This is a genomic window from Aeromonas sp. L_1B5_3, assembly GCF_963866575.1.
GTDB classification, from domain to species: domain Bacteria; phylum Pseudomonadota; class Gammaproteobacteria; order Enterobacterales; family Aeromonadaceae; genus Aeromonas; species Aeromonas jandaei.
Window position 1 is genome coordinate 21875 of the sequence record NZ_CAWMDN010000003.1, and the last position, 13792, is coordinate 35666.

Below are 13792 nucleotides of genomic sequence, written 5' to 3' on the forward strand. Positions count from 1 at the left end.
ATCGCGCCAGAGAGAACCACGCCGAAAAGCCCCGCCGATCAGGGCAAAGAGTGCCAGCCCGCTACGCTTGGGCGCGGTTTATCGCCGCCACTTGTCGGCCGCCGGTACTTCCGTACCCAGCAGCAGCGCCGGCCTTGCCTGCCACACCCGCTCGGGGTCGGGCTCGGCAATGGCGGCGGCGATCAGCTGCTCGCTCCAGTGGCGGTGCAGCAGCCACATCTGCTGGCCGAGATCCCCATCACTCCGGGTGCACTGCTTGGTGACATCGGCGGAGCGATAGAAGTAGCGCACCAGCGTCGTGAGCTCCGCCTCCGGCCAGCGGCAGCCAAAGTCACGCAACATGGATGACCAGAAGTCAATCTGGCCCCGCTCGTGCTGCTGCTCCAGCGCATGCAGCTCGGGGATGAGATCCATCGCATGCCAGAGGGCGCCATAGCCGACAAAGCGGCGCTCCAGCGCCTCCAGTGCCTCGTCGAGCAGCACCAGCGCCTGCGGCCAGCTGGTCGCCTGAATGCGGATCTGCTCCTGCGCCTCGCAGACCGCCGCCAGCCACCCCATGGCGAGGCGGCCGATGATCGCCTCCTTGTTGGGATAGAGGTGGTAGAGCGACTTGATCCCCACCCCTGCCCGATCGGCGATGGCATTGGTGTTAAGGGCCGCAAAGCCCTGCTCCTGCAACAGGCTCAGGGTCGCCTCCTCGATACGGCTGGCCACCGCCTGACTGCGCTGCTGCTTGGGTTGGCGGCGCATGGCAAACACTTGGGGTAACGGCCCCTCGGTCACTGACTCCTCTGACATCACTCCTCCCTGTTGTTGGCCCATCGGCAAGGCGCTCTGGCGGTAGATCTTGGTACCTCAGCAAAGCGGGCACTGCGCCCCGCTCGCCGCCGATTGATGTGACATGGTAAACAAAACGTTAAATATTTGCAGCAATTGCTGGCATTTTTTGACCAAGCAGCCATAAAGAGATCGTGAAATGTGCAGTAAACACTGCACAAAACCCGACCCTCAAGGAGATCACTGCATGGATTGCAAGGCACCACATCACGCCCGTTCCCGCACTTTTTTGCTGCTCGCCCCGCTGCTGGCCGTCACGCTGGCGGGTTGCCAGCAGGGGCAGCCGCCCACCGCCGCACGCACTCTTTATCTCAACGGCAAGATCCACACTCAGGATGGTCAGCGCCAGGTGGCAGAGGCCATGGTGGTGAGCGGCGGCCAGTTCCTCTATGTGGGCAACCGGCAGGGGGCCGAGGCGCTCACCACTCCCGACACCCAGGTGGTCGACTTGCAGGGCAAGATGGTGCTGCCGGGGTTGCACGACAACCATATCCACCTGCTGGGCACGGTGGCGCTCGATATGTGCGATCTCGACGGCAAGCCGGTCGATCTCGGCGAGCTGGCGACCAAGGTGAAGAGCTGCCTGCCCCGCTACGCCCCCAAGGCTGGCGACTGGCTGGTGATCAACCAGTGGTCTCCCTACGAGGGCAACGCCCCCACCGCCGCCTATAAAACCGTGCTGGCGGCCCTCAATGCTGCCGCTCCCGACAATCCGGTGGTACTGGCCGGGGTCGATGGCCACGCCAGCGCCTACAACTCGCGGGCACTGGCGCTGGCGACCGATAAAAGCGGCAAACAGATTGGCTTCACCGCCGCCACCCTGGCGCCGGGCGGCCTCTTTGCCCCCTTCAAACCCTATGTGGATCTCGATAGTGGCGTCATTCGCGAAGGGGCCCGCAGCGCCATCCCCTCCCCCGACAGCGGCCTGCTCAGCGCCCACGACGAACAGGCGGCGAACCAGTATCGCCAGATCCTGCCCGCCGTCTCGACCCTGATGGCCTCGCGCGGCATCACCAGCATTCAGGATGCCTGCGCCACCGACTTTATCCGCGATCGCCTGCGGGAGATGGAAGAGAAGGGGTTGCTCAATATGCGGGTCACCGCCGCCACCTGTTTTCACGAGGATGACTACAGCGGCAAGCTCGATATCGGCGGCCATCTGGCCAAGGCCAACCGGGTGCGCGACCAGTTTGCGGGTGACCCGCTGATCAAGGCCGATGCGGTCAAGATCTTCCTCGACGGGGTACTGGAGGGGGATCCTTTCAGCACGCCCCCCTTCCTGCCCAACGCCGGCATGCTGACCAACTACCAGACCCCCCACCTCGCCACGGATCAGGGTGGCGAACAGGTCACCATCACCGCCAACAGCGAGGATGCCGGCAGCAAGGGGCTGGTCAACTACCGCGCCGCCGATCTGAACCGCTACGTGGGAGCGCTCGACAAGGCGGGCTTTAGCATCCATATGCACAGCATCGGCGATCGCACTACCCGCATGGCCCTCGATGCGCTGGAAGCGGCCCGCGCCAGCAACGGCGATCACGGCATTCCCCACACCCTCGCCCATCTGCAGGTGGTGCATCCGGACGATCAGCAGCGGCTCGGCCAGCTTGGCCTCTACCTCACCTTCACCTACGCCTGGACCAACCCCCAGCCCGAATATGACATGCTGGTCACCCCCTTTATCCAGCCGACCCGCAAGGGGCAATCCCTGCACGAGTCGATGTACGATCCCAAGGGGTATCTCAAGCAGGCGCTCTATCCGGTAGCCAGCTCGCGCAAGGCGGGGGCCATTCTGGTGGCCGGCAGCGATGCGCCGGTCGACAGCCGCGATCCGCGCCCCTTCGCCAATATGGCCGCCGGGGTCAACCATGCGCCCCAGAGCGGCGATGACTTTCGGGCGAGCCAGCGCATCACCCTCGACCAGATGCTGGATGCCTACACCATCAACGGCGCCCGTGCGGTGCGCCAGCAGGCTATCAGCGGCTCCATCGAAGCGGGCAAATCGGCCGACTTTATCGTGCTGGATCGGGATCTCTACCAGCTGGTCGCCGCCGGCAAACCGGAGCAGATCGCCGACACCAAAGTCACCCGCACCGTCTTTCGCGGGCAGACGGTCTTTAGCCAATAGGCTCAAGCACAATGGCGAGCGTGAGCATCTGGTCAGCGGCGATCTGAGCGTATGCAGCCAGACCAGTGCCTCTTAAAAGCAAAATGCCGACCTTTGGGTCGGCATTTTTAGTTCGGGGAGTGATAGCAAGCCCTGATGGCAAGGTGCGCGGTGCAAGGGTCGATAAGCTGGAGCTAACCTGAGTTCGGCTTGGCCCTTTGCCTCAAATCGGAGGGGCATTGGCAACCAGCATGGCCAGCGGGTTGCCCCAAGCGGCGGCAAGATTGATTCACCAGCGCAACACCATCAGCCAACTTGGTTGCAACAACGTAACAATCTTGGGTTACTCGATTCTGGCCGCAAGCGAAAGCTGTGGCATACGAAGCCCCCCGCTCGTCCGAACAGGCTTCGCTATTCGGCCCCACGGGTTGCCACTCAGGGCGATAGCGTAATTCGTAGGTTGGCGCAGAGCGTAGCGAAGCCCAACAGGCGAGCATGATTACGCCAACCAGAGCGGAATAAACAAGGATGTGGCTGAGCCGTAAAACAGATTTACGGGCATATTTCACGGTAAACGTTGGGCTTCACTTCGTTCAGCACCAACCTACCTTTTTAGCCCAACATACGAGATAAAAACTCCTACCATTCACTAGAAAAAATGATTTATATCAATAACTTATTTTGTTTTTTGATTTTTTTGTTTTCAACAGTTTCATACGCCAAAGAGCTCAGTTAATATGCCTCAGTTGAAAACCATGACCTCGGTCATCGATGTTTATTTATGCTAATACTCACCCACTAATATTGGGGATAGCTAATAATGGCTGTGTAACATTTTATAAATTCAAAAAATACAGATCGTTCTAAAAATAACAAGGAATATATAGTCGTGAATACTAGCATTACTTCTAATACTTATGACGATGAATCAAGCACCGTATTATCAATACCCGTCAGCAAAAGAGACTTAGGTGGCTTTATAAGTGATCTGCTAGGTCAAAAACAATCTCTTGAAAGAACTTACGATGTTACATTTGAAATAGACCATTCATGGCTTATAAATTTACATGAGATGATAGATCAACGTATTTCACAACAAGCAAACTCACATTTAATAAATTTTACTGCTGTTGTTTACTTCGACAATGGAGTAAAAAGAACTATCACAACAGTTGACTCATTTCGCGCTTATAATGAAACAAAACCAGAAATTTCAAACGGTGTTAAGATTGTCTGGGAATATCTTGTTCAATTTCCTAACCGACCTCACCCAGAAAAACAGCAGATTTCGTTCACTGCCTTAGTTTACAATAAAAAACCATCAGAAAAATCTCTATTCGTCGAGAAATACACGGATCTTTTCCTTTTTAGCACTAAAGATTCTCTTATTAATATTCAGATTGACCATACAGAAAGAACATGGGGTGATGATATAGAAAATATCATTTCCACCTGTATTAAAGAGGTCACTGAATCTCGCCGTTTGAGAGATACGATAGTTGAATTATCCCGACTAATTATGGCATTAGCTATATTTGGACTAATGACATTTTATCCTATCTATAACGAAATAAATTCTGGAAATGATGCACTACATATCCTACAACAAGAATACCAATCTCTTATTAAGATTGAAAACACTGACATTTCAGTCATAAATAAAAAACTAGACACTATATTTGATGCAGTCTCTCAGATTGAAGCTTCAAAAAGATCAAAGACTCTTTGGTGGCTGGCCTGTTTGTTTTTTGCACCAATAATCACTGCCTTGTTTTTAGCTTTCACTCGTAGCGCACGACAATCACATGTATTACTTTCCAGCAAAGCAATTAAGTTAAAAGACTCTATAGATAAGAAGAGTAAAAACACTATGATAATTATCATATTTTCATATGTTGCAAGTATCGCCGCTGGAATTATAGGTAACTATGGCTTCATGTTTTTGACAAAATAACTTCAATGGTAATATACACTCGTAAGTTGGTATAAAAATTACCACTTTGATAAAAAAGCCGCCCATCGGGCGGCTTTTTATTAGAGATAACGGGCTAAGCAGAATTACCAGCCGGTCACTTCGCGCAGGGCCTTGCCGATATCGGCCAGAGAGCGGACGGTTTTCACGCCAGCATCTTCCAGCGCGGCAAACTTCTCGGCGGCAGTACCCTTGCCACCGGAGATGATGGCGCCAGCGTGTCCCATCCGCTTGCCGGGAGGCGCGGTGACACCGGCGATATAGGAGACCACCGGCTTGGTGACGTGGGCCTTGATATAGGCGGCCGCGTCTTCCTCGGCGTTGCCGCCGATCTCGCCGATCATCACGATCGCTTCGGTCTGCGGGTCGTTCTGGAACATCTCCAGAATGTCGATAAAGTTGGAGCCCGGGATGGGGTCGCCACCGATACCGACGCAGGTGGACTGGCCAAAGCCTTCGTCAGTGGTCTGCTTGACCGCTTCGTAGGTCAGGGTGCCGGAGCGGGAGACGATGCCTACCTTGCCCGGCTTGTGAATGTGGCCCGGCATGATGCCGATCTTGCACTCACCCGGGGTGATCACACCCGGGCAGTTGGGGCCGATCATCCGCACGCCGGTCTCTTGCAGCTTCACTTTCACATCCAGCATATCCAGCGTCGGGATGCCTTCGGTGATGGTGACGATGAGCTTGATGCCCGCGTCGATCGCTTCCAGGATCGCGTCCTTGCAGAACGGTGCCGGCACATAGATGACGGTGGCGGTGGCGCCGGTCGCTTCGACGGCGTCACGGACGGTGTTGAACACCGGCAGGCCCAGATGGGTGGTGCCGCCCTTGCCCGGGGAGACGCCGCCGACCAGCTGGGTGCCGTAGGAGAGCGCCTGCTCGGAGTGGAAAGTACCCTGACCGCCGGTAAAGCCCTGGCAGATGACTCGGGTGTCCTTGTTGATCAGTACGCTCATCAGTTGGCCTCCGCTGCTTTGACGACTTGCTGCGCGGCATCGGTCAGACTCTTGGCCGCAATGATGTTGAGGCCGCTCTCGGCCAGCTTGATACCACCCAGCTCGGCGTTGTTGCCTTCCAGACGGACCACGACGGGCACCTTGACCCCCACTTCCTTGACCGCACCGATAATGCCTTCCGCGATCATGTCGCAGCGCACGATGCCGCCAAAGATGTTGACCAGCACCGCTTTGACGTTGCTGTCGGAGAGGATGATCTTGAACGCCTCGGTCACCCGCTCCTTGGTGGCGCCGCCGCCAACGTCAAGGAAGTTGGCCGGCTTGCCGCCGTGCAGGTTGACGATGTCCATGGTGCCCATGGCCAGACCCGCGCCGTTGACCATGCAGCCGATGTTGCCATCGAGGGCCACATAGTTGAGCTCCCACTGGGCAGCGTGCGCTTCGCGGGGGTCATCCTGTGACGGGTCGTGCATCTCGCGCAGCTTGGGCTGACGATAGAGGGCGTTGGCGTCGATGTTGATCTTGCCATCCAGGCAGTGCAGGTTGCCCTGCGCGGTGATCACCAGCGGGTTGATCTCCAGCAGCGCGAAGTCGCAGTCGAGGAACATCTGGCCCAGACCCATGAAGATCTTGGTGAACTGTTTGATCTGATCGCCGACCAGACCCAGCTTGAAGGCCAGCTCGCGGGCCTGATAGGGCTGCGGGCCAACCAGCGGGTCCAAGGTGGCCTTGTGGATCAGATGAGGGGTTTCGTGGGCAATCTTCTCGATGTCCACGCCACCTTCGGTAGAGGCCATGAAGACCACGCGACGGGAGCCACGATCAACCACGGCGCCCAGGTAGAGCTCTTTGGCGATGTCGGTGCAGGATTCAACCAGGATCTTGGTGACCGGCTGGCCGTTGGCGTCAGTCTGGTAGGTCACCAGATTCTTGCCCAGCCAGTTTTGGGCAAAAGCACGGATCTCATCCTTGCTCTTGGCCACTTTCACGCCGCCCGCTTTACCGCGGCCACCGGCGTGTACCTGGCATTTGACGACCCAGGTATTGCCGCCAATCTTGTCGGCCGCTTCGGCCGCTTCCTGCGGGGTAGCACAGGCATAACCTTCGGAGACCGGCAGGCCATACTCGGCAAACAGCTGTTTTGCCTGATATTCATGCAGATTCATAGATGCTCTATCCGTGTTGTAGGTATTTCCGTCCGGGGCTCGTGTTTCTCAATCCCCTGTGAGTGGGGGCCTCGGGGGCCCCTCGTTATCTTTCAGTTGGTTGCTCAGACGTCCAGCAGCAGGCGGGTCGGATCTTCCAGCAGCTCCTTGACGGAGACCAGGAAGCCTACCGATTCGCGCCCGTCGATGAGACGGTGATCGTAGGAGAGGGCTAGGTACATCATCGGCAGGATCTCGACCTTGCCGTCAACGGCCATCGGGCGATCCTGGATCTTGTGCATGCCCAGAATGGCGCTCTGGGGCGGGTTGATGATCGGGGTGGACATCAGGGAGCCGAACACACCACCGTTGGTGATGGTAAAGTTGCCGCCAGTCAGCTCATCCACGGTCAGTTTGCCGTCGCGGCCCTTGCCGGCCAGATCCTTGATGGCCTTCTCGATGTCCGCCAGGCTCATGTTGTCGCAATCGCGCAGTACCGGGGTCACCAGACCACGGGGGGTGGAGACGGCGATGCTGACGTCGAAGTAGTTGTGGTAGACGATGTCGTCACCATCCAGCCCGGCGTTCACTTCCGGATAGCGCTTGAGGGACTCCACTACCGCCTTCACGTAGAAGGACATGAAGCCGAGCTTGATGCCGTGCTTCTTCTCGAAGATCTCGCCGTACTGCTTGCGCAGATCCATGATGGGCTTCATGTTGACCTCGTTGAAGGTGGTCAGCATGGCGGTGGTGTTTTTCGCTTCCAGCAGACGCTCGGCGATGCGCTTGCGCAGACGGGTCATCGGCACCCGCTTCTCGCTGCGACCGGCCAGTGCGGCAACCGGCGCGACCGGCGCAGCAGCCACCGGAGCGGCTGCGGCAGGCTTGCTCAGCGCCTTGATGTAGGCTTCCACATCATCCTTGGTGATGCGACCGCCCTTGCCGGTGCCGGTCAGCTTGGCCACGTCGATGTCGTGCTCGCCAATGAGACGACGCACGGAGGGGCTCAGGCCATCGGCGCCATCATCGGCAACCGCTTCAGCCGGCTTCTCCTTGGTCTCTTCACCGGCTACGGCAGCCGCCTTGATGGTGGCGATCAGCTGGCGGGAGAGGACGGTTGCCCCCTCTGCCTGCAGGATGTCGCCCAGCACGCCAGCTTGCGGTGCCGGCACTTCCAGCACCACCTTGTCGGTTTCGATGTCGACCAGCACTTCATCACGGGCAACCAGATCACCCGGCTTCTTGTGCCAGGTGGCAATGGTGGCATCCGCCACTGATTCCGGCAGGTCCGGTACCTTGATCTCGATAGTCATCTAATCAGTTCCTTGTTACTTCTTGTTCAGGGCTTAGGCCAGAGTAAGGGCATCTTCCACCAAGGCTTTCTGCTGCTTGGCGTGGACGGACATGTAACCAACCGCCGGTGAGGCGGACGCCGGACGACCGGCATAACGCAGAGTGGCTCCGGTCGGCAGCACGTCATCGTAGTTGTGACGGGTGCAGTACCAGGCTCCCTGGTTTTGCGGCTCTTCCTGACACCAGACAAAATCGGTGACGTGGCTGTAATCGGCCAGAATGGCGCGCACTTCCTCTTCCGGGAAGGGGTAGAGCTGTTCGATACGCACGATCGCCACATCCTTCTGCTCCGCCTTGCGACGGGCTTCGAGCAGGTCGTAATAGACCTTGCCGGAGCAGAAGACCACCCGCTTGACCGCTTTCGGATCCAGCGCGTCGATTTCGCCAATGGCGTTCTGGAAGGTGCCTTCCGCCAGATCTTCGAGCTTGCTGACCGCCAGCGGATGGCGCAGCAGGGATTTGGGCGTCATCACGATAAGCGGACGGCGCATCGGGCGCACGACCTGACGACGCAGCATGTGGAATACCTGAGCCGGGGTTGAGGGCACGCACACCTGCATGTTGTGCTGGGCGCACATCTGCAGATAACGCTCCAGACGGGCGGAGGAGTGCTCCGGCCCCTGCCCCTCGTAACCGTGCGGCAGCAGCATGGTCAGGCCGCACATCCGGCCCCACTTCTGCTCGCCGGAGGAGAGGAACTGGTCGACCACCACCTGAGCGCAGTTGGCGAAGTCACCGAACTGGGCTTCCCAGATGGTGAGGCCGGCCGGCTCGGCGCTGGCGTAGCCATATTCAAAGGCCAGTACCGCGTTCTCGGTCAGTACCGAGTCGTAAATCTCGAACGGACCCTGCTCGTCGTGCAGGTTGCACAGCGGGGTGTAGGTGCTGGCATCGGTCTGGTTGTGCAGCACGGCGTGGCGGTGGAAGAAGGTGCCACGGCCGGAGTCTTCACCGGTAAAGCGGATGCGGGAACCCTTGTCCACCAGGGTGGCGTAGGCCAGGGTCTCGGCAAAGCCCCAATCCACCAGCTTCTCACCGGCAGCCATCAGACGGCGGTCTTCGTAAATCTTCTCGACCTGACGCTGCAGCACGTGGGTTGCCGGATACTGGCTCACCCGCTCGCCGAGGGCTTTGAGGTGATCCATCGGCACTGTGCTGTCATAGGCCATGTTCCAGTCGTGGCCAAGATAAGGCGTCCAGTCGACGGAGTGCAGCTCCATCGGCCGCCACTCCTTGCTCACCCGCTCGCCGCGATCCAGCGCTTCGCGATACTCGTTGACCAGCGTCGTCGCCTGCTCCTGGGCAATGCTCCCCTCGGCCACCAGCTGATCGGCGTAGATCTTGCGCGGGGTCGGGTGCTGCTTGATCTTCTGGTACATCAAGGGCTGGGTCGCGTTAGGCTCGTCGGCCTCGTTGTGGCCGTGACGACGGTAGCAAACCAGCTCGATCACCACGTCGCGCTTGAAGGTGTTGCGATAATCCAGCGCAATCTGGGTCACCAGCACCACGGCTTCCGGGTCGTCACCGTTGACGTGCAGCACCGGCGCCTGCACCGCCTTGGCGATGTCGGTGCAATATTCGGTGGAGCGCAGGTCACGGTGATAGGAGGTGGTGAAACCGACCTGGTTGTTGATGACGATGCGCACCGTCCCGCCCACGCCGTAAGCGCGGGTCAGAGACATGTTGAAGGTCTCGGCCACCACGCCCTGACCGGCCATGGCCGAGTCACCGTGGATGGTGATGGGCAGCACGCTGGAACCATCCTTGTCACCGCGACGATCCATCCGCGCACGCACCGAACCGATGACTACAGGGTTGACGATCTCGAGGTGAGACGGGTTGAACGCCAGCGCCAGATGGACGTTGCCGCCCGGGGTGGCGAAGTCGGAGGAGAAGCCCATGTGGTACTTCACGTCGCCCGTGCCCCAGGATTCGCCGTGTTTACCGGCAAACTCGTCGAACAGGTCCTGCGCACGTTTGCCCAGCACGTTGATCAGCACGTTGAGGCGACCGCGGTGGGCCATGCCGATAACGGCCTCTTTGCAGCCCTGCTCACCGGCGCGACGGATCAGCTCTTTCAGCATGGGGATCATGGCGTCGCCACCTTCCAGCGAGAAGCGCTTGGCCCCCGGGAACTTGGCACCCAGATATTTTTCCAGCCCTTCGGCGGCGGTCAGGTTGTCGAGGAAGCGGGTCTTCTCTTCGAGGGTGTAGCTCCCCTTCCCTTCAATGGATTCAAGACGCTGTTGCAGCCAGCGCTTCTCCTCGGTCGAGGTGAGGTGCATGTAGTCAGCGCCGATGGAGCCGCAGTAGGTCTTCTTCAGCGAGGCGTAGAGATCGGAGAGCACCATGGTCTCGCGACCGATGGCGTAGGAGCCCACATTGAAGGTGGCCTCCATGTCTGCGCCCTGCAGGTTGTGGAATGCCGGATCCAGTTCGGCGACGGTATCGCGCTGCCACAGACCGAGCGGGTCCAGATTGGCATTCTGGTGACCACGGAAACGGAACGCGTTGATCAGTTGCAGTACCCGCACCTGCTTGGCATCCACTTGCGGATCGGAGACAGGCGCGCTGTAACGGGAGGGATCCTTGGCCAGACGACGGAAATAATCGCGGACCTGGGAGTGGGGTTGTTCAACCGCATGGCCATTGACCTGGGGCAGCTCGCTAAACAGGCTGCGCCACTCATCGGATACGGAGTCAGGATTTTCCAGGAAGGATTCGTACAAATCCTCAATGTAGCTTGCATTCGCACCAGCCAGGTGAGATGACTCCAACCAGGCCTTCATCACGCCGTTATGCATTTCTATCCCTTGTACTTCTTGTTACTGCTACGCAGCTTGTAGGGTTCAAACAGCCATCCTGCCACGGGTGGGATGGCTGTCCGGAAGCAGGGCCGACCTTGGCCGGCCCGAATACTAAACAACCCGATTGAGCAACATCGACTTGATCTGGCCAATCGCCTTGGTCGGGTTCAAGCCTTTCGGACAGACGTTCACGCAGTTCATGATGCCGTGGCAACGGAACACGCTGAAGGCGTCATCCAGATTACCCAGTCGCTCGGTGGTCGCGGTGTCGCGGCTGTCAGCCAGCCAGCGGTAGGCGGCAAGCAACCCGGCCGGACCGATGAACTTGTCGGGGTTCCACCAGAAGGAGGGGCACGAAGTGGAGCAGCAGGCACAGAGAATGCACTCGTACAGGCCATCCAGCTTGGCGCGCTCTTCGGGGGATTGCAGGTGCTCACGCACGGGCGGCAATTTGTCTTCATTGATGAGGAAGGGTTTGACCTTCTCCCACTGGGTGTAGAACTGGGTCATGTCGATCACCAGATCCCGGATCACCGGCAGGCCGGGCAAGGGGCGGATAACCACGTTATTGCCCTTCTTCAGCAGATCGGAAAGCGGGGTGATGCAGGCAAGACCGTTCTTGCCATTCATGTTGATGCCGTCAGATCCACAAACCCCTTCGCGGCAGGAGCGGCGGAAGGCGAGTGTGGGATCCAGCTCTTTCAACTGGATCAGTGCATCGAGCACCATCATGTCGGAACCTTCAGGAATATCAAGACGATATTCCTTCATATGGGGGACGTTATCAACATCCGGATTGTATCTGTAGACAGAGAAAGTGACGTTCATAGGGCTGGCTCCGCAATCAGTAAGTCCGGACCTTGGGCGGGAACGCCTCACGGGTCTTGGGTGACATGTTGACAGCGCGACGGGTCATGGACTCGGTGTCCGGATGATAGAGGCTGTGGCACAGCCAGTTCTCATCGTCGCGATCCGGGAAGTCGAAGCGGCAGTGAGCACCGCGACTCTCGGTACGGAAGTTGGCGGCAACCGCCGTGGCAAACGCCGTCTCCATCAGGTTGTCCAGCTCCAGACACTCGATGCGCTGGGTGTTGAACTCTTTGGAGGTGTCATCCAGACGGGCTGACTTGAGGCGCTCGCGGATAACCTTGAGCTCGGCCAACCCTTCTGCCATCGCCGCACCTTCGCGGAATACGGAGAAGTTGTTCTGCATGCAGCGCTGCAGGTCTTTGCGGATCTGCACCGGGTCTTCGCCGTTGCGGGTATTTTCCCAGCGGTTGAAGCGGGCCAGTGCAGCATCCAGATCCGACTCGGAGGCATCGCGGCCGTGATCCATCTCGCCCAGGGTGTTGACCAGATGCATGCCGGCCGCGCGGCCGAACACCACCAGGTCCAGCAGGGAGTTGCCGCCCAGACGGTTGGCACCGTGTACGGAGACACAGGCAATTTCCCCCACCGCAAACAGACCGACCACCGGCACATCGTTGCCGTTCTTGTCCTGGGTCAGGCACTGGCCATTCACGTTGGTCGGCACGCCGCCCATCATGTAGTGGCAGGTTGGGATAATCGGGATCGGCTCTTTGACCGGGTCCACGTGGGCGAAGGTGCGAGAGAGCTCGCAGATGCCCGGCAGACGGGATTCCAGCACCTCTTTGCCGAGGTGATCCAGCTTGAGCTTGATGTGCGGGCCCCAGGGACCGTCGCAGCCACGCCCTTCGCGGATTTCGATCATGATGGAGCGGGCCACCACGTCGCGACCGGCCAGATCCTTGGCGTTGGGGGCATAACGCTCCATGAAGCGCTCGCCATCTTTATTGAGCAGATAGCCGCCTTCACCGCGGCAACCTTCGGTCACCAGCACCCCTGCCCCGGCGATGCCGGTCGGGTGGAACTGCCACATCTCCATGTCCTGCACGCCGACCCCGGCACGCAGCGCCATGCCGACACCGTCACCGGTGTTGATGTGGGCGTTGGTGGTGGACTGGTAGATGCGACCGGCGCCGCCAGTGGCCAGCACGGTGGCCTTGGCCTTGAAGTAGACGACTTCGCCGCTCTCCATGTCGATGGCGGTACAACCCACCACGTGGCCATCCTGGTTCTTCACCAGATCCAGCGCATACCACTCGGAGAAGACGGTGGTCTTGTTCTTGACGTTCTGCTGATAGAGGGTGTGCAGCAGGGCGTGGCCGGTACGGTCGGCCGCAGCCGCAGTACGGGCAGCCTGCTCGCCACCGAAATTCTTGGACTGACCGCCAAACGGACGCTGGTAGACAGTGCCGTTGTCGAAACGGGAGAAGGGCAATCCCATGTTCTCCAGCTCATAGATGGCTTCGGGGCCGGTCTTGCACATGTACTCGATGGCTTCCTGATCACCGATGTAATCGGAGCCTTTTACGGTGTCATACATGTGCCACTGCCAGTTGTCGTCGTGGGCATTGCCCAGCGCAACCGTGATGCCGCCCTGGGCGGAGACAGTGTGAGAACGGGTCGGGAAGACCTTGGACAACAGAGCGCAGCTCTTGCCGGACTGGGCAATCTGCAGCGCGGCGCGCATGCCGGCACCACCAGCACCAATCACGACCGCATCAAATTCACGAGTTGGAATAGTCACC

General features: G+C 58.9%; 9 protein-coding genes. 2 read left to right on the plus strand and 7 right to left on the minus strand.

Annotation, left to right across the window (positions count from 1 at the left end; all coding sequences use genetic code 11):
* Nucleotides 1–78: 78 nt before the first annotated feature.
* Entirely contained in the window at nt 79–798 is a 720-nt protein-coding gene (locus AACR93_RS01130) for a TetR/AcrR family transcriptional regulator (protein ID WP_231557002.1), read from the minus strand.
* A gap of 226 nt (nt 799–1024) precedes the next feature.
* Between AACR93_RS01130 and AACR93_RS01135 the strand changes: the two genes are divergently transcribed.
* On the plus strand, nt 1025–2965 hold the full coding sequence (locus AACR93_RS01135; protein WP_043852111.1) for an amidohydrolase: 1941 nt from the start codon (nt 1025–1027) through the stop codon (nt 2963–2965).
* A gap of 868 nt (nt 2966–3833) precedes the next feature.
* Nucleotides 3834–4898, plus strand: coding sequence for a hypothetical protein (locus AACR93_RS01140; RefSeq protein ID WP_156153053.1), 1065 nt, complete (start codon nt 3834–3836; stop codon nt 4896–4898).
* Nucleotides 4899–5002: 104 nt separating this feature from the next.
* On the opposite strand, the gene sucD is transcribed toward AACR93_RS01140, so the two are convergent.
* The 6 genes from sucD to sdhA all read right to left on the minus strand — a co-directional run bounded on the left by sucD (nt 5003) and on the right by sdhA (nt 13791).
* Nucleotides 5003–5875 carry a succinate--CoA ligase subunit alpha gene (gene sucD / locus AACR93_RS01145; protein ID WP_005346088.1) on the minus strand — a complete coding sequence of 291 codons (873 nt, stop codon included), beginning with the start codon at nt 5873–5875 and terminating at the stop codon, nt 5003–5005.
* Nucleotides 5875–7041, minus strand: coding sequence for an ADP-forming succinate--CoA ligase subunit beta (gene sucC, locus AACR93_RS01150; RefSeq protein ID WP_005346090.1), 1167 nt, complete (start codon nt 7039–7041; stop codon nt 5875–5877). Before sucC ends, sucD begins: the two co-directional genes overlap by 1 nt.
* Nucleotides 7042–7145: 104 nt before the next feature.
* Complete coding sequence (gene odhB, locus AACR93_RS01155) at nt 7146–8333, minus strand: 2-oxoglutarate dehydrogenase complex dihydrolipoyllysine-residue succinyltransferase (RefSeq protein WP_033116131.1); 1188 nt, start codon at nt 8331–8333, stop codon at nt 7146–7148.
* Between the two features lie 33 nt (nt 8334–8366).
* Nucleotides 8367–11177 carry a 2-oxoglutarate dehydrogenase E1 component gene (gene sucA / locus AACR93_RS01160; protein WP_033116132.1) on the minus strand — a complete coding sequence of 937 codons (2811 nt, stop codon included), beginning with the start codon at nt 11175–11177 and terminating at the stop codon, nt 8367–8369.
* Between the two features lie 114 nt (nt 11178–11291).
* A complete protein-coding gene (locus AACR93_RS01165; protein WP_043852112.1) occupies nt 11292–12008 on the minus strand; it encodes a succinate dehydrogenase iron-sulfur subunit in 717 nt (238 codons plus the stop codon).
* Between the two features lie 16 nt (nt 12009–12024).
* A complete protein-coding gene (sdhA, locus tag AACR93_RS01170) occupies nt 12025–13791 on the minus strand; it encodes a succinate dehydrogenase flavoprotein subunit (protein WP_041210305.1) in 1767 nt (588 codons plus the stop codon).
* Nucleotide 13792 lies beyond the last annotated feature (1 nt).

What these genes read in the sequence shown, in the direction of transcription:
- AACR93_RS01130 (WP_231557002.1), bottom strand. Translation starts at nt 798, where the DNA reads ATGTCAGAGGAGTCAGTGACCGAGGGGCCGTTACCCCAAGTGTTTGCC.
- AACR93_RS01135 (WP_043852111.1), top strand. Translation starts at nt 1,025, where the DNA reads ATGGATTGCAAGGCACCACATCACGCCCGTTCCCGCACTTTTTTGCTG.
- sucD (WP_005346088.1), bottom strand. Translation starts at nt 5,875, where the DNA reads ATGAGCGTACTGATCAACAAGGACACCCGAGTCATCTGCCAGGGCTTT.
- sucC (WP_005346090.1), bottom strand. Translation starts at nt 7,041, where the DNA reads ATGAATCTGCATGAATATCAGGCAAAACAGCTGTTTGCCGAGTATGGC.
- odhB (WP_033116131.1), bottom strand. Translation starts at nt 8,333, where the DNA reads ATGACTATCGAGATCAAGGTACCGGACCTGCCGGAATCAGTGGCGGAT.
- sucA (WP_033116132.1), bottom strand. Translation starts at nt 11,177, where the DNA reads ATGCATAACGGCGTGATGAAGGCCTGGTTGGAGTCATCTCACCTGGCT.
- AACR93_RS01165 (WP_043852112.1), bottom strand. Translation starts at nt 12,008, where the DNA reads ATGAACGTCACTTTCTCTGTCTACAGATACAATCCGGATGTTGATAAC.